General features: G+C 59.4%; 18 protein-coding genes. 8 read left to right on the top strand and 10 right to left on the bottom strand.

Going from position 1 to position 19,569, the window contains the following annotated elements:
- Both AACY07_RS21385 and AACY07_RS21380 read left to right on the top strand, forming a co-directional pair.
- Nucleotides 1-776: cation:dicarboxylate symporter family transporter (locus AACY07_RS21385; RefSeq protein WP_339477353.1), on the top strand; the 776-nt coding region annotated here is incomplete at its 5' end.
- A 104-nt stretch (nucleotides 777-880) separates the two neighbouring features.
- A complete protein-coding gene (locus tag AACY07_RS21380) occupies nucleotides 881-2,110 on the top strand; it encodes a nucleoside recognition domain-containing protein (RefSeq protein ID WP_133075112.1) in 1,230 nt (409 codons plus the stop codon).
- Between the two features lie 108 nt (nucleotides 2,111-2,218).
- On the opposite strand, the gene AACY07_RS21375 is transcribed toward AACY07_RS21380, so the two are convergent.
- The 8 genes from AACY07_RS21375 to AACY07_RS21340 all read right to left on the bottom strand — a co-directional run bounded on the left by AACY07_RS21375 (nucleotide 2,219) and on the right by AACY07_RS21340 (nucleotide 10,156).
- A complete protein-coding gene (locus AACY07_RS21375) occupies nucleotides 2,219-2,860 on the bottom strand; it encodes a class I SAM-dependent methyltransferase (RefSeq protein WP_339477351.1) in 642 nt (213 codons plus the stop codon).
- Between the two features lie 40 nt (nucleotides 2,861-2,900).
- Entirely contained in the window at nucleotides 2,901-3,545 is a 645-nt protein-coding gene (locus AACY07_RS21370; protein ID WP_261740514.1) for a methionine ABC transporter permease, read from the bottom strand.
- Nucleotides 3,535-4,656, bottom strand: coding sequence for a methionine ABC transporter ATP-binding protein (locus AACY07_RS21365; protein WP_339477349.1), 1,122 nt, complete (start codon nucleotides 4,654-4,656; stop codon nucleotides 3,535-3,537). The genes AACY07_RS21370 and AACY07_RS21365 overlap by 11 nt, the downstream gene beginning before the upstream one ends.
- Nucleotides 4,657-4,658: 2 nt before the next feature.
- The gene (locus tag AACY07_RS21360) at nucleotides 4,659-5,450 is read right to left on the bottom strand and encodes a MetQ/NlpA family ABC transporter substrate-binding protein (protein ID WP_326425017.1); all 792 of its coding nucleotides are present in this window, start codon (nucleotides 5,448-5,450) and stop codon (nucleotides 4,659-4,661) included.
- A 124-nt stretch (nucleotides 5,451-5,574) separates the two neighbouring features.
- Nucleotides 5,575-6,939 carry an LLM class flavin-dependent oxidoreductase gene (locus AACY07_RS21355; protein ID WP_133075116.1) on the bottom strand — a complete coding sequence of 455 codons (1,365 nt, stop codon included), beginning with the start codon at nucleotides 6,937-6,939 and terminating at the stop codon, nucleotides 5,575-5,577.
- Nucleotides 6,939-8,135 carry an SfnB family sulfur acquisition oxidoreductase gene (locus AACY07_RS21350; protein WP_339477345.1) on the bottom strand — a complete coding sequence of 399 codons (1,197 nt, stop codon included), beginning with the start codon at nucleotides 8,133-8,135 and terminating at the stop codon, nucleotides 6,939-6,941. The genes AACY07_RS21355 and AACY07_RS21350 overlap by 1 nt, the downstream gene beginning before the upstream one ends.
- 14 nt (nucleotides 8,136-8,149) lie before the next feature.
- A complete protein-coding gene (locus AACY07_RS21345) occupies nucleotides 8,150-9,391 on the bottom strand; it encodes an SfnB family sulfur acquisition oxidoreductase (RefSeq protein ID WP_219262689.1) in 1,242 nt (413 codons plus the stop codon).
- Nucleotides 9,392-9,610: 219 nt separating this feature from the next.
- Nucleotides 9,611-10,156, bottom strand: coding sequence for a hypothetical protein (locus AACY07_RS21340; RefSeq protein WP_445261394.1), 546 nt, complete (start codon nucleotides 10,154-10,156; stop codon nucleotides 9,611-9,613).
- Between the two features lie 780 nt (nucleotides 10,157-10,936).
- Here AACY07_RS21340 and AACY07_RS21335 point away from each other — a divergent pair.
- Both AACY07_RS21335 and AACY07_RS21330 read left to right on the top strand, forming a co-directional pair.
- Nucleotides 10,937-11,869 carry an SdiA-regulated domain-containing protein gene (locus AACY07_RS21335; protein ID WP_339477343.1) on the top strand — a complete coding sequence of 311 codons (933 nt, stop codon included), beginning with the start codon at nucleotides 10,937-10,939 and terminating at the stop codon, nucleotides 11,867-11,869.
- Between the two features lie 101 nt (nucleotides 11,870-11,970).
- Nucleotides 11,971-12,879, top strand: coding sequence for an SdiA-regulated domain-containing protein (locus AACY07_RS21330; RefSeq protein ID WP_339477341.1), 909 nt, complete (start codon nucleotides 11,971-11,973; stop codon nucleotides 12,877-12,879).
- Between the two features lie 123 nt (nucleotides 12,880-13,002).
- On the opposite strand, the gene rpiA is transcribed toward AACY07_RS21330, so the two are convergent.
- Nucleotides 13,003-13,674, bottom strand: a complete 672-nt coding sequence (gene rpiA, locus AACY07_RS21325) for a ribose-5-phosphate isomerase RpiA (RefSeq protein ID WP_133075121.1) — start codon at nucleotides 13,672-13,674, stop codon at nucleotides 13,003-13,005.
- 145 nt (nucleotides 13,675-13,819) lie between these two features.
- On the opposite strand from rpiA, the gene ilvA reads away from it, so the two are divergent.
- Both ilvA and AACY07_RS21315 read left to right on the top strand, forming a co-directional pair.
- A complete protein-coding gene (gene ilvA, locus AACY07_RS21320; RefSeq protein WP_133075122.1) occupies nucleotides 13,820-15,334 on the top strand; it encodes a threonine ammonia-lyase, biosynthetic in 1,515 nt (504 codons plus the stop codon).
- 39 nt (nucleotides 15,335-15,373) lie between these two features.
- The gene (locus AACY07_RS21315; protein ID WP_133075123.1) at nucleotides 15,374-15,802 is read left to right on the top strand and encodes a DUF2269 family protein; all 429 of its coding nucleotides are present in this window, start codon (nucleotides 15,374-15,376) and stop codon (nucleotides 15,800-15,802) included.
- Between the two features lie 106 nt (nucleotides 15,803-15,908).
- On the opposite strand, the gene AACY07_RS21310 is transcribed toward AACY07_RS21315, so the two are convergent.
- Nucleotides 15,909-16,565 carry an HAD family hydrolase gene (locus AACY07_RS21310; protein WP_133075124.1) on the bottom strand — a complete coding sequence of 219 codons (657 nt, stop codon included), beginning with the start codon at nucleotides 16,563-16,565 and terminating at the stop codon, nucleotides 15,909-15,911.
- A 143-nt stretch (nucleotides 16,566-16,708) separates the two neighbouring features.
- On the opposite strand from AACY07_RS21310, the gene AACY07_RS21305 reads away from it, so the two are divergent.
- Nucleotides 16,709-17,188, top strand: coding sequence for an RNA pyrophosphohydrolase (locus AACY07_RS21305; protein ID WP_019828104.1), 480 nt, complete (start codon nucleotides 16,709-16,711; stop codon nucleotides 17,186-17,188).
- Nucleotides 17,189-17,209: 21 nt separating this feature from the next.
- Entirely contained in the window at nucleotides 17,210-19,489 is a 2,280-nt protein-coding gene (ptsP, locus tag AACY07_RS21300; protein WP_133075125.1) for a phosphoenolpyruvate--protein phosphotransferase, read from the top strand.
- Nucleotides 19,490-19,569 lie beyond the last annotated feature (80 nt).

Genomic DNA, 19,569 nt, shown 5'->3' with positions numbered 1-19,569 from the left:
ACCCGCTGGTGAAAACCTTCCAGGGCGTGTCCGAGTCGATGTTCAAAGTCACTCACATGATCATGAACTACGCGCCAATCGGTGTGTTTGCCCTGATCGCCGTGACCGTCGCCAACTTCGGCTTCGCCTCCCTGGTGCCATTGGCCAAGCTGGTGGTGCTGGTTTACGCGGCCATCCTGTTCTTCGCCTTTGCGGTACTGGGCCTGATCGCCAAGCTGTTCGGCTTCTCCGTGATCAAGCTGATGCGCATCTTCAAGGACGAACTGGTACTGGCTTACTCCACCGCCAGCTCCGAAACCGTGCTGCCGCGCGTGATCGAGAAGATGGAAGCCTACGGCGCACCGAAAGCGATTTGCAGCTTTGTGGTACCGACCGGCTACTCGTTCAACCTTGACGGTTCGACCCTGTACCAGAGCATCGCGGCAATCTTTATCGCTCAGCTGTACGGCATCGACCTGTCGCTCAGCCAGCAACTGCTGCTGGTATTGACCCTGATGGTCACCTCCAAAGGCATCGCCGGTGTGCCGGGCGTGTCCTTCGTGGTGCTGCTGGCCACGCTGGGCAGCGTGGGTATCCCGCTGGAAGGTCTGGCCTTTATCGCCGGTGTTGACCGTGTGATGGACATGGCCCGTACGGCCCTGAACGTGATCGGTAACGCCCTGGCGGTACTGGTGATCTCCCGTTGGGAAGGCATGTACGACGACGCCAAGGGCGAGCGCTACTGGAACTCGCTGCCGCACTGGCGCAGCAAGGAAGCCCTGCCAAAAGGTGAGTAACCTCGCCTGGTAGTGCAACTCCCACAAACCCCGGCCCAGGCCGGGGTTTGTTGTTTCTGGGGGTAGGCCGCTATCATTCGCACCATCTTCCAGGAGTTTTCTTGATGCTCAACGGCCTATGGCTCAGCTTTTTCGTCGTCGCTACGGTGTCGGCGCTCGCCCAATGGCTGGTGGGAGGCAATGCGGGGATCTTCTCCGCGATCGTGGAAAGCATCTTCGCCATGGCCAAGTTGTCGGTCGAAGTGATGATTTTGCTCTTCGGCACACTGACGTTATGGCTGGGCTTTTTGCGTATTGCCGAAAAGGCCGGGATCGTGGACTGGCTGGGCAGGGCGCTGGGGCCGCTGTTCAAGCGCCTGATGCCGGAAGTCCCGCCCGGCCACCCGGCGCTGGGCTTTATCACCCTTAACTTTGCCGCCAACGGCCTGGGGCTGGACAACGCCGCCACTCCCATCGGCCTCAAAGCCATGCGCGCCCTGCAAGAACTCAACCCGAGTCCGACCAGTGCCAGCAATGCGCAAATCCTGTTCCTGGTGCTCAACGCCTCGTCCCTGACCCTGTTGCCGGTCACCATCTTTATGTATCGCGCCCAGCAAGGGGCTCCTGACCCGACGCTGGTGTTCCTGCCGATCCTGCTGGCGACCAGTGCCTCAACCCTGGTCGGGCTGCTATCGGTCGCCGTGGTGCAGCGCCTGCGGCTGTGGGACCCGGTGGTGCTGGCGTACCTGGTGCCTGGCGCGTTGATCCTGGGCGGCTTCATGGCGCTGCTGGCGACCCTGTCGGCCACGGCGCTAGCCAGCCTGTCCTCGATCCTGGGCAACCTCACCCTGTTTGGGCTGATCATGTTGTTTCTGGTGATTGGCGCCTTGCGCAAGGTCAAGGTTTACGAAGCGTTCGTTGAAGGGGCCAAGGAAGGCTTCGACGTGGCAAAAAACCTGCTGCCATATCTGGTGGCGATGCTGTGTGCAGTGGGGGTGTTGCGGGCATCCGGGGCCCTGGACTTTGGCCTGGACGGCATTCGTCATGTGGTCGAGTGGTTGGGGTGGGACACCCGTTTTGTCGACGCTTTGCCCACGGCGATGGTCAAGCCTTTCTCGGGCAGTGCTGCACGGGCGTTGCTGATCGAAACCATGCAGACCCAGGGTGTGGACAGCTTCCCGGCGCTGGTGGCGGCCACGGTGCAGGGCAGTACTGAAACCACCTTCTATGTGCTGGCGGTGTACTTCGGTGCCGTGGGTATCCAGCGAGCCCGGCATGCGGTGAGCTGCGCCTTGCTGGCTGAACTGGCGGGTGTCGTGGCCGCTATTTTGGTGTGCTACTGGTTCTTTGGCTAAGATCACACCGTTTACAGCACTGTAGTCGCTGCCGAAGGCTGCGTTGAGGGTCGCGTGAAATTCAGAATAACGGGTTGCTCCGCAACCCTTCGCAGCCTTCGGCAGCGACTACAGGGCTTGTGCAGCGGGCTTGCGCCACACACTCACCAGCCACGGCTGCTGGTCACGGGGCAAGCCCGCCGGGCGATAGTAGTGTTCAAGTTCGGCAAAACCGGCTGCCACCAGCATCGCACGCCAGTTCTCCAGATCGTGATAAGCGCCATAACGTTCACCGTTCCAGCCTTCACGGTTGTCGCCGCGAGGGTTGGAACTGAGCAGTACACCTCCGGGTTTCAAGGTGGCGTGCAGCTTGCCCAGTACCTGGCCCAGTTCCTGGGTCGGCACATGGAACAACGAGGCGTTGGCAAAAATGCCGTCGAAGCGCTCAGCGGGCAAATCAAGCTTGAGAAAGTCTTGGTGCCACACTTCGCAGCCGCTGTCCTCGCGGGCCATTTGGGTGAAACGCTCGGTGCCGTCCAGCCCGACCGCGACATGACCCAGCCGGGTGAAGGTTTGCAGGTCGCGACCCGGACCACAGCCAAAATCCAGAATCGAAAACGGCGAACTGCCCTGGATATGCCGCAGCAGAGCGTTGATGTTCTGGCTCACGTCGTGGTCGCGGGTGCCTTCACGGAAGCCTTCGGCACTCTGTTGATAGTGGCCAAGTGTGATGGCAGCAATCTGTTCGAGGGTCTTTGGATCGAGGGTCATCGCAGGCTCAGTCGGCGTCAGTCAGGCCGCCGACTATACCTCAGCGTTTGTTCAGTGCCAGGGCCAGGCGGTCGCCGCCGAGCTGGATCACGGCCACCAAAATCACCAGCAATACGATCACGGTCAACATCACTTGCGAGTCGAAGCGCTGATAGCCGTAGCGGTATGCAATGTCACCCAACCCGCCTGCACCGATCGCGCCAGCCATTGCCGAAGAGTTGATCATGGTCACCAGGGTGATGGTAAAACCGCCGACGATACCGGGTAAGGCTTCGGGCAACAGCACATGCCAGATGATGTGATGACGCTTGCAGCCCATCGCCTGGGCGGCTTCGATCAATCCGTGATCAACTTCGCGCAGGCTGACTTCGGCAATCCGGGCAAAAAACGGTGTAGCCGCGATGGTCAGTGGTACGACTGCAGCCCAGACCCCGTAGGTAGTGCCTACAATCAGGCGGGTAAACGGGATCAGCGCCACCATCAAAATCAGAAAGGGAATTGAGCGAAACAGATTCACGAACGCACCCAATGCCTTGTTCAGCGTAGGGGCCTCGTAAATACCACCCTTGCCGCTGGTGACCAGAATCACCGCCAGCGGAATACCCAGGATCAGCGCGATCAGCGAAGACACACCGACCATCAAGAAGGTGTCGATCACCCCCTGCCATAAACGATCAAATCCCATAACCCACCACCTCGACCTGTTGTGCCCATTGACCGGCGCGCTTGCGCAGTTCGTCCGCGCCCAGCGACGTGCTGGTCACGCTGAGCAGCAGTTGGCCCAGGGCATGGCCCTGGATGTGCTCGACACCGCCGTGCAGCAGTCGCACCTGCCCACCCAGGGCGCTGAACAACGCGCCAAGATCCGGCTCTTGCGCCTGGTTGCCGGTGAAGCGCAGACGCAGGATCACGCTGGATTGCGAAGACAGCGGTTGCGCGCAAATACGCTTTTGCAGGGCTTCGGGCAGGGTGTCTTGCAGCGGCGCGAGCAGGGTTTTGCTGACATCGTGCTGCGGGTCGCCAAACACTTGCCACACCGGCCCTTGCTCCACCACCCGGCCTTGCTCAAGCACCACTACGCGGTGGCAAATATCCCGAATCACAGCCATTTCATGGGTGATGAGGATGATGGTCAGGCCCAGGCGCTGATTGATTTCGCGCAGCAAGCCCAGAATCGACTGCGTGGTTTCGGGGTCCAGCGCCGAGGTGGCTTCGTCGCAGAGCAGAATCGCCGGGTCGTGAACCAGCGCCCGGGCAATGCCGACACGCTGTTTCTGCCCGCCCGAAAGCTGCGCCGGGTAGGCCGTGTGCTTGCCTTGCAGGCCGACCAGCTCCAGCAGTTCGCGGACTTTCTGCTCGCGTTGCAGCTTGGGAACCCCCGCCACCTTGAGCGGCAGTTCGACGTTCTGCCACACGGTCTTGGCCGACATCAGGTTGAAGTGCTGGAAAATCATGCCGATCTTGCGCCGCAGTGCGACCAGTGTGTCTTCGTCAAAACCGGCGATATCCACCTGGTCAATCAGCACGCGTCCGCTGCTGGGATGTTCGAGGCGGTTAATGGTACGAATCAGCGACGACTTGCCCGCGCCGCTGCGGCCAATAATGCCGAATATTTCACCCCGTTGAATCGCCAGGTCGATGCCTTTGAGGGCATCCACCGGGCCCTGGCGGCCGTCATAGGTTTTGCCGATACCGATAAAACGCACATGGGCGTGGCTCAGCTCGGGGTGCAGCTCGGTGTGGTTCGCGCTGGGCTGCGGCTGATCGAGCCGCTCGCGAGCAATGGCCACGCTCATGATCAGCCTCCCCAGCCGGGTTGGTACAGGTTGCCGTAGGTCTTATCCAGTTGGGCCTTGACCACGGGGGAGTGCTGATAAATGTCGATGAACTTGGCCAGGCGCGGGTCGTCCTTGTTTTTAGGCTGGATCACGAACTGAATCACGTACTCGGGGTGATCGATGCCGTCGAACAGCAACGCCGACTCGGCATCAAAGGTTTTGGCCAGGCGGATGTAGGCAGGGTAGCCCTGAACCAGATCGGCATCGTCGTAGGCACGTACCAGTTGCACGGCTTCAACCTGCAGGATTTTGATCTTCTTCGGGTTGGCGATGATGTCTTCTTCGGTGGCCTTGTAACCGACGCCGGGCTTGAGGGTAATCAACCCGGCCTTGGCCAGCAGTTGCAAGCCGCGCCCGCTGTTGATCGGGTCGTTGGCGATGGCGACAGTGGCGCCTTCAGGCAAGGCGTCGAGGCTTTTGTATTTTTTCGAATACAGGCCCACGTTGTTGATGATGCCTTTGGCGTAAGGCGTCAGGTCAAACCCGGCAGCGGCCTTGGCGTTTTCCAGAAAGGGGATGTGCTGGAAGTAGTTCACGTCGATATCGCCGCTGGCCAGGCTGACGTTAGGTGCGATCCAGTCGGTGAACTCCACCAGTTCGACCTTGAGCCCTTGCTTGTCGGCCTCGGCCACTGCGGTTTCCAGCGGGATGGCGAAAGCGGCGGTGGTGCCGACCTTGAGGGGCTTGTCGGCTGCGTGGATGAGGCCGCTAAACAGCCCGAGGGCCAGAACCAGTGCGTGTTTTTTGTTCATGGTGTTTTCTCAGTCAAATAGTCGGAATTCAAACCCTGTAGTCGCTGCCGAAGGCTGCGAAGGGTTGCTCTGCAACCCGTTTTCTCGAAATCCCCGCAGGCCTGATCGCAGCCTGCGGCAGCGACTACAGGTCTTGATATCTGTAAGCCGCGCCGGTATGGCGTTGTGGCAAGTGCGCATCCCCGTCGACAAACAGCTTTTGCCGCAGGCTGCCGGTGTCATAAGCGGTTTTATAGGAGCCCCTGCGTTGCAGTTCGGGTACCACCAGGTCGATAAAATCGACGTAGCTTTCAGGGGTGACGATGCGGGTCAGGTTGAAGCCATCGAGGCCGGTTTCTGCGATCCACGACTCCAGTTCATCAGCCACGTGTTCCGGCGAACCCACCAGGGTGATGTAGCGCCCTCCCAGCGCGTGCTGTTCGAGCAACTTGCGCCGGGTCCAGTCATTGTTTTGCAGCACTTTGGTCGCCGACTGGATCGCGTTGCTCTTCACGTACTGGATCGGCTCGTCCAGTTCATAGTCGGCAAAGTCGATGCCCGTGGAGCTGGAAAAGTGCGCCACTCCCGCTTCGGCGCTGGCATAGCGCAAGTACTCGTCACGCTTTGCCTGCGCCTGTGCCTCGGTCGGTGCAACGATCACGTTGAGGCCCATGAACAATTTGATGTCGTCAGGGTTGCGACCCGCCGCCACGGCGCTGGCGCGAACCTTGTCGACCTGGGCTTTGGTGGCGGCCTTGGTCTGGCCACTGATAAACACGCACTCGGCATGGCGCCCGGCAAATACCAGCCCGCGATCCGAGCTGCCCGCCTGAAACAGTACCGGGGTGCGCTGGGGCGACGGTTCGCAGAGGTGATACCCCTCCACCTGATAGAACTCACCGTCGTGTTTGACCTTGTGAACCTTGTCGGGCCGGGCGTAGATGCGCTGCACCGGGTCATTGATCACGGCGTCGTTTTCCCAGCTGCCTTCCCAGAGCTTGTAAAGCACTTGCAGGTACTCATCGGCCTGATCGTAGCGACGGTCGTGCTCGACTTGCTCGGTCAGGCCCATGGCCTTGGCTGCGCTGTCGAGGTAGCCAGTGACAATATTCCAGCCTACGCGGCCGCGGGTCAGGTGATCCAGGGTCGACATGCGGCGCGCGAATAAATACGGGGTTTCGTAGGTCAAGTTGGCGGTCAGGCCAAAGCCGAGGTTTTTGGTGACGGCAGCCATCGCCGAAACCAGCAGCAGCGGGTCGTTGACCGGCAACTGGATCGCCTCTTTGAGGGGGACATCAACCGACTGTTGATAAACGTCGTACACGCCCACGATGTCAGCGATGAACAGCCCGTCAAACAGTCCTCGTTCCAATAGCTGAGCCAGCTCTGTCCAGTACTCCAGGGTGTTGAAGGTGGTCGAATTGTCCCGTGGGTGCGTCCACAGCCCGTGATTGATATGGCCAATGCAGTTCATGTTGAAGGCATTGATCAGGATCTTCTTTTTACTCATCAAATGGTCCCCCGCAGTGGCGGGTTGGCATCGTTGAGGTAGTAGTTGCCCACGGCGTGGTACTTCCAGCGCACCGGGTCATGCAGCGTATGGACCCGGGCATTGCGCCAGTGGCGGTCGAGACCGTGTTCGGCCAGGGTGGCCTGGCTGCCCGCCAGCTCGAACAGAGTGCTGCCCGCGGCCAGGGAAATTTCAGTGCTCAGGGCTCGCGCCTCAGCGATGGCTATCGAGGCGGCAGCCACGGTGCTGGCGCTGGTGTCGGTCTGGGCGCTGTCGAGGAATTCCCCGGCCCGCTCCAGCAGGGCCTCGGCAGCATGCAGGCGCACACTCAAGTGGCCGAAGCTTTTCAGGGTCAGGGGGTCTTCGCTGGCGATATCGGTGGTGGCGTCGATCCAGGGCCGGGTTTTGGTACGCACAAAATTCAGGGCGTCTTCAAAGGCGGCGCGGGCAATACCGGTGTCGATGGCGGCGTGCAGAATTTGCGCCAGCGGGCCAACCGGGGTCGGACGCTCGAAGGCGCTTTGAAACGGGATCACGTCCTGGGCGGCGACCGATACGTTGTCGAATACCACCGAGCCACTGCCCGTGGTGCGCTGGCCAAAGCCGCTCCAGTCGTCGATCACGCTCAGGCCGTCGCTGTCGCGGTGGACAAATGCCAGGTGCTGGATACCGTTATCGTCCACCACCGAGGTTGGAATCCGCTGCGCATACAGTGCGCCGGTGGCGTAGAACTTGCGGCCGGTGATGCGATAGCCGTGTTCGGCCTTGGCCAGGTGGGTGGTGCGATCGTGTGCAGTCTTGGTGCCGATTTCGGCCAGGGCATTGCCGAAGCGTTGCCCGGCCAGCACTTCGGCATACAGCCGCTGCTTTTGCTCGTGAGTGCCATTGACCCGAAGAACTTCAAGGGCATAAAAGTGATTCTGCGGGATTTGCCCCAGCGAGGCATCGGCCGCAGCGATCAACGCGACAACCTGGGCCAGGGTGACATTGGACACACCGGCACCGCCGTAGGCCTTGGGCACGGTGATGCCCCACAGGCCGGTGTGGGAAAACAGTTCCAGCTCATCAAAAGGCAGGCGTCGCTCACGATCGCGCAAGGCGCTGTCGCGTTTGAAATGCGCCGCCAGCTCACGGGCTACGCTCAGGGCCTCGGCATCGCTGTGGATAACCGGGACCTGTTTGGATATCAGTGACATGGGTGTCTCCAGGGTCAGATCCAGGAATGCCGGGCAGGCAAGGTGCCGTTGAGGCGGTAAGCGCCAATGGCGTGGTACTTCCAGCGCACCGGGTCGTGCAGGGTATGCACCCGGGCGTTGCGCCAGTGGCGGTCGAGGTTGAATTCGGCAAGGGTGGCGCGGCTGCCGGCGAGTTCGAAGAGCTTTTCGCTGGCCAGCAACGACAGCTCGGTGGTCAACACTTTGGCCTCGGCCACGGCAATGGATGCGCGGGCAGCGGCGGGAGCGTCAATCGCAGCGGCGCTGACTTCGTCCAGCACGCGACCGGCTTTGCGCAGCAGGGCCTCGGCGGCGTGCAACTCAATGTGCAGCTTGCCGATGTCGGCGATCACGTAAGGGTCATCGCTGTTGCGTTCGACCTTGGCGTCGATCCACGGGCGTGAGCGTTCGCGCACAAAACTGATGGTGTCGGCGATGGCGCCCCGGGCAATACCCAGATCGATGGCCGCCTGGATCAACTGCGACACCGCGCCTTGAATATTGGGTGCATCGTTGAGGCGCGAACTGTCGACCACCAGTTCGGCTTCAACTCGAACATTGTTGAGCAGTACGGTGCCGCTGGCGGTGGTGCGCTGACCAAATCCGGACCAGTCATCGACAACGCGCAAGCCCGGTGTGCCGCGACGAACAAAGGCCATGACCGGCTTGCCGTGATCGTTGATTGCCTTTACCGCAATCCAGTGGGCGAACAGGGCCCCGGTGGAATAAAACTTTTGACCGTTGATGACGAAATCGTCGCCATCGGCGGTGATCCGGGCCTTCAGGTCGAGGGTGTTTTTGCTGCCGCGTTCGGGACCTGCATTGCCGATGCGCCAGCCTTGCAGCACGCTGGCGAACAGTTGTTCTTTTTGCGCCTGGGTGGCCGTGGCAGCGATCAGGCTGAGAATGCCGACCTGATTCTGCGGGATCTGCCCCAGCGCCGGATCGGCAGCAGAAATAATCGCGAACACTTCGGCCAGGGTCACGAATGACACCTTGGGCCCGCCAAACTCGCGGCCAATGGAGATACTTCCCAGGCCACTACGGGTAAAGGCTTCTATATGCGACCACGGCAGCTTGCGTTGCTGGTCGCGTTTGCCCGCGTGTTCCCGTGCGCTGGCAGCCAGCGCGCGGGCGGCTTCAAGGGCTTCGTTGTCGGTGCGCAGAACCTGCGCTGCCAGCAACAGAGGCGCGACATCCTGGTCGCTTTGCAGGTGTGCATTGGCCAGATTGGACATTAGTACCGCTCCTTGGCTGCACTCAATGCCCTGGCGTTATGCACAAGGGTGATTGTTTTACGGACCATACCTACCTCACGTTTCATGGGAGCGCCGCTTGAGCGGCGCGGATAAAAGCAGAGAGTCCGGTGGTCCGGTCTATATACCCTAATCGAGTATAAAAATTAAAAGAACTAACTTTTAGGAATATAAATAGATGATTCCATTGCGTCCCCGGCCCTAGCTGCGCCAGTCGGGGTGTGTCTCTGCCGCGTGCAGTGCCTCCCGTGGCGTGGGCTTTAGATAGCGTTTTGGGGCGCCTACCTTGAGTATTCGTGCGGGCGCCCAGCGCGAATTGTTGCCAGCACGGTCGATCACGCAGTAGGTGACTTCCAGTTTGGAGTCTTCACCGGCTTCCTGAATGATGTGTGGGGGGACGAACACGCCCACAGGCTTGTCGATATCCACCTGGCGCAGTTTGGGCAGGTCCAGGCGTACGTCGCCCCACAGCAGGGTGATCGCGTCTTCGCAGGCCATGTTGCGGTAGGGCTCGATGGTCACGGGTACGCCGCGTCTCATCTGGCTGGAGTTAACCCCGTAACGCTGGATGGGCTCGGGAATGATGAGTGGGGCGAGGCCCTGATTTTCATCGCCGACGGCTTCCCCGCCCGGGCAGTCAAGTTTGACAAAGACCTTGAGCTGGGCAGAAAGAGCAGGGGTACTGCCGATATGCATCACACGGTAATAAAGACGTGCCGAGCCACTTTGAATAAAACTTTGAGGCACTCTTAACAGCACAGGGTGGCCAATGTCAGTGTTTAGAATTTTCTGCGAGGTTACATAACAGCCGTCCCAAAACAACTCGACGAGGTCGCCTTCCTCCATGTTTTTATAAGGCGTTATTGTGATAAGCAAATGTTCAGCGGCCCGTGCGCAGATCGTGTTTTTTTCAGGGTTGGAAAGTGCGGGAGGCGCAAGTTTGTTTATGCATGAGGTAAAGGGCATATATAAAAGATTCCTTTCTGGCTGGTCAGTGGGCGACAGGCGTCGCACAGGCGAGCTCCGGGCCTGGTGCCGTGTGATGAAGGGCCTGCGATGAATGTGCGTGGTGGCTGGTGTTAGCTGCACAGTAGGCGATCGATATATAACTACTTCAGTAAGTCAGCCGAGCCGGTTGTTTTATTAGATAAGAGCCTGGAAGTCTGAGTGTCAAGGGAGAATGGAATGCGTGTGAATGTCTTTGGGTTATTCGGAAATCTCCTACTGGTAGAGCGTGTAGATAATGAAAGGCAAGTGCTAGTTGTTCGGTATTAGTGTCTGTGGGGTACTAAAAGTTATAGAGAGTCAGGCCCGAGAGTGGATGGGCGTCTATTTTTATACCTGTGAAGTGAACCGCGCTTTCGATCAATGGCACTCGTTCAATCAGCAAGGACCAGTGCCATCAAGTTTTTTGGCATTTTTACTATTAATTTCACACGCCTTTTGCATAATCATTGCGCGCGAGGCAGTCGGTTTGCCCGCTTTGTGATGTCCAGCATCAGCCAAATCTCATGGAAGCCCACTCAAATGGCAACAGACCCTCAGTTGATTCCGCCTCTCCCCAAGTCCTCTCGCTTGCGCATGCGCTGGTATTACTGGTTATTGCTGCTTGGCGCATTGCTCTATGGACTGGCGTCGATCATGCATTGGGATGACCGCGGTGCATTGTGGGTGCTGGAACGGTTTGAAAGCCCGTCTGAGCAGAACGAAAGTGTGTGGCTGCCTGACTACACCGTGGTGATTGATGCCAAGGTGCTGCCGGGGATGGAAAAGGACGAAGCATCAGATCTGGCTTATAACCCGCTGAGCAAAACGCTGTTTTCGGTGATGGGCAAGAATCCGTTCCTGGTGGAGCTGACCCTTGATGGCGATGTGCTGCGTAAAATTCCTCTGGTGGGCTGGAGCAACCCCGAAGGCCTGACGGTGATGGAAAACGGTCTGCTGGCCATTGTTGACGAGCGTGAGCACATGCTGAGCATCGTTAATATCGATGCCGACACCAAAACCTTGAACATTGCCGACTTCCCCAAGTACGACCTGGGCCCGTCGAAAAACCAGAACAAGGCGTTTGAAGCCATTGCCTGGGATCCCCGCCGCCAGCAGCTGTTGCTGGGTGAGGAGCGTCCGCCGCAGTTGTTTGTATGGAAAAGCGATGGCGGCCAGGTACTCACCGGAAGCAAGCAAAAAGTACCCAGCGATGAACTGGATCTGCGCAATCTGTCTGCCCTGAGCATTGACCCGCGCACGGGGCACACACTGGTGCTGTCGGCTGATTCGCACATGCTCCTTGAACTTGATGAGCTGGGCGAGCAAGTCAGTTTCATGACCTTGCTCGGCGGTTTCAACGGTCTCAAGAACACCATTCCCCGGGCCGAAGGGGTCGCGATCGATGAGCACGGTACGCTCTACATGGTGAGCGAGCCGAACCTGTTTTATCGTTTCGAGAAAAAGGCCAGGTAACCAGCCGTCTTGCGCGCCAGACACGTTGTGTATTGAGGGTTAAGGTTGAGTTCAGGCAGTGGTGGTATTTCTCCTGCCTGATTTTTTAGAGTTCGACCTCAATGCGCCGTGTCAGCCGTCCTTTTGCTCTTGTTCTGGGTGTAATGCTCGTGGCTCTTGTGGCCGCCGGATTCGCCGCGCAACACTTTCGAATCTTTGAACGAGCCTGGTTTCAGGCCAGCCAGCTGTGGCAACCCGCCGATCCGGCTGCGATCAATCTGGGCGAGTACCGCGCCGTGCTGCAAGGCAAGGTGATCGAGGGGCTTGAGGACGATGTGTCGGCCCTGACCTACGATCCGCTGCGCAAAAGCCTGTTCACCGTCACCAATAAAAAAGCCGAGTTGGTCGAGCTGTCCCTCGATGGTCGTCTCTTGCGGCGCATCGCGCTGGTCGGGTTTGGCGACGCCGAGGCCGTTGAGTTTATTGGCGAGAACACTTACGTCATCACCGATGAGCGTCAACAGCGGCTGATCAAGGTAAGGATCGATGACAGCACCCAGGTGCTGGATGCCAAAGATGCGGAGCAATTGACGCTGGGGATCAACCGGTCGGGCAACAAGGGCTTTGAAGGCCTGGCCTATGACTCTGTGGGCAAGCGCCTGTTTGTGGCAAAGGAGCGCGACCCGATGTTGATTTATGAGGTGCGCGGCTTTCCTCAGGCCAATGCGCAGCAACCTTACGCCACCCATGTGGTGACCAATCCGCGACGTGATGCGCGATTGTTTGTGCGGGATTTGTCGAGCTTGCAGTTTGACGAACGCACCGGGCATTTGCTGGCGCTGTCGGATGAGTCCAGGTTGTTGCTGGAGCTGGACCTGGAGGGGCGCCCGATCAGTGTGTTGTCGCTGAAAAAGGGCCGTCATGGCCTGAAGAAGTCAGTGCCGCAGGCAGAAGGTGTGGCCATGGACGAAGACGGGACGGTGTACGTGGTGAGTGAGCCGAATTTGTTTTACGTGTTCAAAAAAACCTGATTTGTAGTCGCTGCCGCAGGCTGCGATGGGTTTGGTGCGCCACTGCGACGCAGCGACCCTGCTTAAAAGCGAAGGCCCTGCGGTCCTTATCGCAGCCTGCGGCAGCGGCTACAAGTTTTGCAGTTACTTGCTCAGGGTTTTGACGCCTTCAGGCGTACCCAGCAACAGCAGGTCAGCCGGGCGGGCGGCGAACAGGCCGTTGGTCACGACGCCAACAATGGCGTTGATCTGACGCTCCAGCTCAACCGGGTTGATGATCTGCATGTTGAACACGTCGATGATGATATTGCCGTTGTCCGTCACCACGCCTTCGCGGTAGACCGGATCGCCACCCAGCTTGACCAGTTCGCGGGCCACGTGGCTGCGGGCCATCGGGATCACTTCAACCGGCAGCGGGAACGCCCCCAATACCGGAACCAGTTTGCTGGCGTCGGCGATGCAGATAAAGGTCTTGGCCACGGCCGCCACGATCTTCTCGCGGGTCAGGGCTGCGCCACCGCCTTTGATCAGGTTCAGGTTTTCGTCGCTTTCATCGGCGCCATCAACGTAGAACTCCAGGTCGCTGACTGTGTTCAGCTCATACACCGGAATGCCGTGGCCCTTGAGGCGGGCAGCGGTGGCTTCCGAGCTGGCCACGGCGCCGTCGAATGCGCCCTTGTGCTGGGCCAGGGCGTCGATGAAGCAGTTGGCCGTGGAGCCGGTGCCGACCCCGACGATGCTCTTGTCATCCAGTTTTGGAAGGATGAAGTCGACTGCAGCCTGGGCTACGGCCTGTTTGAGTTGATCCTGGGTCATGCGGGCTCCGGGGCGGGAAGGTTAAACAAACAGAAGGGCGCAAGTATAACCCAAGCATGTAAAACCTTTGGATTCGTATGGTCGCCCGCGTAAACGCTGGGGTAGACTCCTTGGTCCCTGCCAACCCGCCCAGTGAAGCTTCCCGATGCTCGAACAGTACGTTAAGAAGATCCTAAACTCGCGTGTTTATGACGTTGCCGTAGAAACCCCGTTGCAGCTGGCCAACCAGCTGACTGAGCGGTTGGGCAACCAGATTTGGCTCAAGCGTGAAGATTTGCAGCCGGTGTATTCGTTCAAGATTCGTGGCGCTTACAACAAGCTGATGCACTTGAGCGACGCCGAGCGCGCTTGCGGTGTGGTCACGGCCTCTGCTGGCAACCACGCCCAGGGCCTGGCCCTGGCGGCCAAGGTACTGGGTGTCAAAGCCACTATCGTCATGCCGAAAACCACACCTGAGATCAAGGTCGAAGGCGTGCGTTCCCGTGGCGGCATTGTGGTGCTGCACGGCGATTCCTTCCCGGAAGCGCTGGCCTACTCGCTGCAACTGGTTGAGCAAAAAGGCTACGTCTACGTCCATCCCTACGATGACCCGCACACCATTGCCGGGCAGGGCACCGTGGCGATGGAAATTCTGCGCCAGCACCCGGCGCCGCTGGATGCGATTTTCGTCCCGGTGGGCGGTGGCGGGCTGATTGCCGGTATTGCGGCGTACGTGAAATATCTGCGTCCGGATATCAAGATCATTGGTGTCGAGCCCGATGACTCCAACTGCCTGCAAGCTGCGATGGCGGCAGGCGAGCGCGTGGTACTGCCAACGGTGGGGATTTTTGCCGACGGTGTTGCTGTGGGCCAGATTGGCCAGTACACGTTCGACATCTGCAAAGACTATGTGGATGAAGTGATCACCGTCAGCACTGACGAGATCTGTGCGGCAATCAAGGATATCTTCGACGATACCCGCTCGATCACCGAACCTGCCGGCGCGTTGGGTGTGGCCGGGATCAAGAAGTACGTTGAGCAACGGGGCGTGCGGGGCCAGACCCTGGTGGCGATCGATTCCGGGGCCAACGTCAACTTCGATCGTTTGCGCCATGTGGCCGAGCGTGCAGAGCTGGGTGAAGGCCGCGAAGCCATCATCGCCGTGACGATTCCAGAAGAAGCAGGCAGCTTCAAGGCGTTTTGCCAGGCCATCGGCAAGCGTCAAATCACCGAATTCAACTACCGCTACCACACCGGCAGCGAAGCGCACATTTTCGTGGGTGTGCAGACTCATCCTGAAAACGACCCGCGCAGCGCACTGCTGGCCAGCCTGACAGAGCAAGGCTTTCCGGTGGTCGACCTGACCGAGAACGAACTGGCCAAGCTGCACATCCGCCATATGGTGGGCGGGCATGCGGCGAAGGTCAGTGATGAATTGCTGTTCCGTTTCGAGTTTCCGGAGCGTCCGGGTGCGCTGTTCAACTTCCTGAACAAGCTGGGCGGGCGCTGGAATATTTCGATGTTCCATTACCGCAACCACGGTGCGGCCGATGGTCGGGTCATGGCGGGCCTGCAAGTGCCTGCCGACGAACGCCATCTGGTGCCGGCGGCACTGGCGGAAATCGGTTATCCGTATTGGGATGAGAGCGATAACCCGGCCTATCAGCTGTTTCTTGGCTGATAGCCGCTACGCTGATTGAACGGCTCAAGGGATTAACATATGGAAACGTTCACAGCGTTAAAACTGCTGCATGGCGTGTCGACACTGCTGCTGTTTGTCAGCGCCATTGCCTTGCTGGTCCTGGTGATTCGTCGTTGGCGTGCAGGGGACAAGAACCTGTCGGGCGGGCTGGTGCAGCGGCCCTGGAGCTTTGTCTGGGCGTTGATGGGGGTGTGTTTGCTGGCGTTGCCGGTCAGTGGCTGGTTTCTGGTGCACTTGGCCGGTTGGCCCCTGAGCCAATTGTGGTTACTGGCGGGCAGCTGTTTGTATGTGCTTGGCAGCTTGAGCTGGTTGTGGCTGGTGGTGCGCCTCAACCGGCTGCGGTTGGGACGAATGGCCAGGTATCCGGGCTTTACGCTGGTTTTGGCGATTTTTTGTGCCGTCTGCTTTATCGCCATTGCCGGGCTGATGGGCGCCAAGCCGGTTTAAGAACACTTGCTCGCGATGGCATCACTGCGGTCTTGCAGAAAAACCGCGGCGATCCTATCGCGAGCAAGTCGAATCGTCGCACCGCCGCTCCCACACAGGTTGTGTGTCAGTCGCGCAGCGAGATGACTTCCCAGCCACGCTTGATGGCCTCGGCTCGCAAGTTTGGATCAGGGTCCACTGCCACCGGATGGTCAACCTGCTCCAGCAACGGCAAGTCGTTCATCGAGTCGCTGTAGAAGTAGCTGTCTTCAAGGCTGTAGCCGTTTTCGGCCATCCAGCGGTTCAGGCGCGTGACCTTGCCTTCACGGAAGCACGGTACGTCGGTGCTGCGTCCGGTGTAGCGGCCATCGACGATTTCGCACTCGGTGGCAATCAGATGTTCCACGCCAAGTTTCTGGGCAATGGGGGCCGTGACCACGCGGTTGGTGGCGGTGATGATCACCAGCGTGTCGCCCGCTTCACGGTGCTTGGCAAGCAGGGCCTGGGCCTTGGGCAGCATCAGGCCGTCGATGCAGTCGCGCATGAACTCGCGGTGCCACTGATCCAGTTGCGCCATGTCATGGCGGCCAAAGATTTCCATGCTGAAATTAAGATAGGCAGCGTTGTCGAGCTTGCCGGCCAGGTAATCCTGGTAGAACTCGTCGTTGCGCGCCTTGTAGGCGTCGCCATCGAGAATGCCCCGTTGGCACAGGTAGTCGCCCCAGGCGTGATCGCTGTCACCGCCCAGAAGGGTGTTGTCCAAGTCGAATAAAGCCAGACGCATTGAGGTTACCCGTTGAGTTGCCTGAGAAAAGGCCACAAGAATACGGTCTTTTAATAAGAGTGCACATAAGGCAGGAAGGCGCGTTGCTGCTTTCACAACCTTTGTGGAACAATGCGGTGACATGCGTTTGCGAGGTTGTTGCCGTGATCGACCCCGATGGTTTCCGCCCTAATGTCGGGATTATTCTGACAAATGACGCTGGTCAGGTACTTTGGGCTCGCCGTATCAATCAAGACGCCTGGCAGTTTCCACAGGGAGGCATCAACCCTGATGAGACGCCGGAAGACGCCTTGTACCGTGAGCTGAACGAAGAAGTTGGCCTTGAACGCGAAGATGTAGAAATACTCGCCTGCACGCGAGGCTGGTTGCGTTATCGTTTGCCGCAACGACTGGTGCGTACCCACAGCCAACCGCTGTGTATCGGCCAGAAGCAGAAGTGGTTTTTGCTGCGCCTGGTCTCTAACGAGCAACGGGTGCGGATGGATTTGACCGGTAAACCGGAGTTCGATGGCTGGCGTTGGGTCAGTTATTGGTACCCGTTGGGCCAGGTGGTGACATTCAAGCGCGAGGTCTACCGTCGCGCTCTCAAAGAGCTTGCCCCGCGCCTTTTAACGCGCGCCTGACACGGAGTTCGACCCCGAGCCATGCTCAATACGCTGCGCAAGATCGTCCAGGAAGTTAACTCCGCCAAGGATCTCAAGGCGGCGTTGGGGATTATTGTGTTGCGCGTCAAAGAGGCCATGAGCAGCCAGGTCTGCTCGGTCTATTTGCTTGATCCAGAGACCAACCGCTTTGTCCTGATGGCCACCGAGGGCTTGAACAAGCGCTCGATCGGCAAAGTCAGCATGGCGCCCAACGAAGGCCTTGTGGGCCTTGTGGGCACCCGTGAAGAGCCTCTGAACCTCGAAAACGCCGCCGATCACCCGCGCTATCGCTACTTTGCCGAAACCGGAGAGGAGCGCTATGCCTCTTTCCTGGGTGCGCCGATCATCCACCACCGCCGTGTGGTCGGGGTTCTGGTCATCCAGCAAAAGGAGCGTCGCCAGTTCGATGAGGGTGAAGAAGCCTTCCTGGTGACCATGAGCGCCCAGTTGGCAGGGGTTATTGCCCATGCCGAAGCCACGGGGTCGATTCGCGGTCTGGGCCGTCAGGGCAAGGGTATTCAGGAAGCCAAGTTCGTCGGCGTGCCGGGTTCTCCGGGTGCGGCGGTGGGTACTGCCGTCGTCATGTTGCCTCCGGCGGATCTGGACGTGGTGCCCGACAAGGCCATCACCGATATTCCTGCCGAAATCGCGCTGTTCAAAACAGCCCTCGAAGGCGTGCGCAACGACATGCGCGCCGTGTCGAAAAAACTCGCCACGCAGTTGCGCCCCGAAGAGCAGGCGCTGTTCGACGTGTACCTGATGATGCTCGACGATGCGTCGCTGGGCAGCGAAGTCAAAAATGTCATCAAGACCGGTCAGTGGGCCCAGGGCGCGCTGCGTCAGGTGGTGACTGATCACGTCAACCGTTTTGAATTGATGGACGACGATTACCTGCGCGAGCGGGCGTCGGATGTGCGCGACCTCGGTCGTCGCCTGCTGGCCTACTTGCAGCATGATCGCCAGCAGAGCATGGTCTACCCCGACAACACCATTCTGGTCAGCGAAGAACTGACCGCCACCATGCTCGGCGAAGTGCCTGAGGGCAAGCTGATAGGCCTGGTGTCGGTACTGGGTTCGGGCAACTCCCACGTGGCCATTCTGGCACGGGCCATGGGCATTCCTACGGTCATGGGCCTGGTCGATCTGCCGTACTCCAAGGTCGACGGCATCCAGATGATCGTCGATGGCTATCACGGCGAGGTCTACACCAACCCCAGCGAAGTGTTGCGCAAGCAATACGCCGAGGTTGTCGAAGAAGAACGCCAGTTGTCCCTGGGGCTGGACGCCCTGCGCGAGCTGCCGTGCATCACCCCGGACGGGCATCGCATGCCGCTGTGGGTCAACACCGGCCTGCTGGCCGATGTGGCGCGTGCGCAGCAGCGTGGCGCCGAAGGCGTAGGTCTGTACCGCACCGAAGTGCCGTTCATGATCAACCAGCGCTTTCCAAGCGAAAAGGAGCAGTTGGCGATTTATCGCGAGCAACTCGCCGCCTTCCATCCGCAACCGGTGACGATGCGCAGCCTGGACATTGGCGGCGACAAGTCACTGTCGTACTTCCCGATCAAGGAAGACAACCCGTTCCTCGGCTGGCGCGGGATTCGCGTCACCCTCGACCACCCTGAAATCTTTCTGGTTCAGGCCCGCGCCATGCTCAAGGCCAGTGAAGGCCTGAACAACCTGCGCATTTTGCTGCCGATGATCTCCGGCACCCATGAGCTCGAAGAAGCCTTGCACCTGTTGCACCGTGCCTGGGGTGAAGTGCGTGACGAAGGGACCGACGTGCCGATGCCGCCCATTGGCGTGATGATCGAAATCCCGGCGGCGGTCTATCAGACCAAGGAACTGGCGCGCCAGGTGGACTTCCTGTCGGTGGGTTCCAACGACCTGACTCAATACCTGCTGGCCGTGGACCGTAACAACCCACGGGTCGCGGATTTGTACGACTACCTGCACCCGGCCGTACTGCAAGCCCTGCAATCGGTCGTGCGCGACGCCCACGCTGAAGGCAAGCCGGCGAGTATCTGCGGTGAAATGGCCGGTGATCCGGCGGCAGCGATCCTGCTGATGGCGATGGGTTTTGACAGCCTGTCGATGAACGCCACCAACCTGCCAAAAGTGAAGTGGATGCTGCGCCAGGTCAGCCTGAGCCGCGCCAAGGAGCTGTTGGCTGAAGTGATGACCATCGACAACCCGCAGGTTATTCGCAGCACCATCCACCTGGCCCTGAAAAATATGGGTCTGACGCGGATGATGAACCCGGCGGCAATCAAGCCGTATTGAGAAGCGGCCACGTGTGGGAGCGGGCTTGCTCGCGATAGATTCAACTCGGTCAATCAGTCAGACCGTGGTGTCTGTATCGC

The sequence above is a fragment of the Pseudomonas sp. RL_5y_Pfl2_69 genome (assembly GCF_963970465.1).
Classification (GTDB): Bacteria; Pseudomonadota; Gammaproteobacteria; order Pseudomonadales; family Pseudomonadaceae; genus Aquipseudomonas.
Note: the sequence above shows the minus strand (reverse complement) of the source record. Positions and strands in the feature narration are given on the sequence as shown.

What these genes read in the sequence shown, in the direction of transcription:
- AACY07_RS21360 (WP_326425017.1), bottom strand. Translation starts at nt 5,450, where the DNA reads ATGAACAAAAAACACGCACTGGTTCTGGCCCTCGGGCTGTTTAGCGGC.
- ilvA (WP_133075122.1), top strand. Translation starts at nt 13,820, where the DNA reads ATGCTCGAACAGTACGTTAAGAAGATCCTAAACTCGCGTGTTTATGAC.
- AACY07_RS21330 (WP_339477341.1), top strand. Translation starts at nt 11,971, where the DNA reads ATGCGCCGTGTCAGCCGTCCTTTTGCTCTTGTTCTGGGTGTAATGCTC.
- AACY07_RS21365 (WP_339477349.1), bottom strand. Translation starts at nt 4,656, where the DNA reads ATGAGCGTGGCCATTGCTCGCGAGCGGCTCGATCAGCCGCAGCCCAGC.
- AACY07_RS21335 (WP_339477343.1), top strand. Translation starts at nt 10,937, where the DNA reads ATGGCAACAGACCCTCAGTTGATTCCGCCTCTCCCCAAGTCCTCTCGC.
- AACY07_RS21380 (WP_133075112.1), top strand. Translation starts at nt 881, where the DNA reads ATGCTCAACGGCCTATGGCTCAGCTTTTTCGTCGTCGCTACGGTGTCG.
- AACY07_RS21315 (WP_133075123.1), top strand. Translation starts at nt 15,374, where the DNA reads ATGGAAACGTTCACAGCGTTAAAACTGCTGCATGGCGTGTCGACACTG.
- AACY07_RS21355 (WP_133075116.1), bottom strand. Translation starts at nt 6,939, where the DNA reads ATGAGTAAAAAGAAGATCCTGATCAATGCCTTCAACATGAACTGCATT.
- AACY07_RS21375 (WP_339477351.1), bottom strand. Translation starts at nt 2,860, where the DNA reads ATGACCCTCGATCCAAAGACCCTCGAACAGATTGCTGCCATCACACTT.
- AACY07_RS21345 (WP_219262689.1), bottom strand. Translation starts at nt 9,391, where the DNA reads ATGTCCAATCTGGCCAATGCACACCTGCAAAGCGACCAGGATGTCGCG.
- rpiA (WP_133075121.1), bottom strand. Translation starts at nt 13,674, where the DNA reads ATGACCCAGGATCAACTCAAACAGGCCGTAGCCCAGGCTGCAGTCGAC.
- ptsP (WP_133075125.1), top strand. Translation starts at nt 17,210, where the DNA reads ATGCTCAATACGCTGCGCAAGATCGTCCAGGAAGTTAACTCCGCCAAG.
- AACY07_RS21370 (WP_261740514.1), bottom strand. Translation starts at nt 3,545, where the DNA reads ATGGGATTTGATCGTTTATGGCAGGGGGTGATCGACACCTTCTTGATG.
- AACY07_RS21350 (WP_339477345.1), bottom strand. Translation starts at nt 8,135, where the DNA reads ATGTCACTGATATCCAAACAGGTCCCGGTTATCCACAGCGATGCCGAG.
- AACY07_RS21310 (WP_133075124.1), bottom strand. Translation starts at nt 16,565, where the DNA reads ATGCGTCTGGCTTTATTCGACTTGGACAACACCCTTCTGGGCGGTGAC.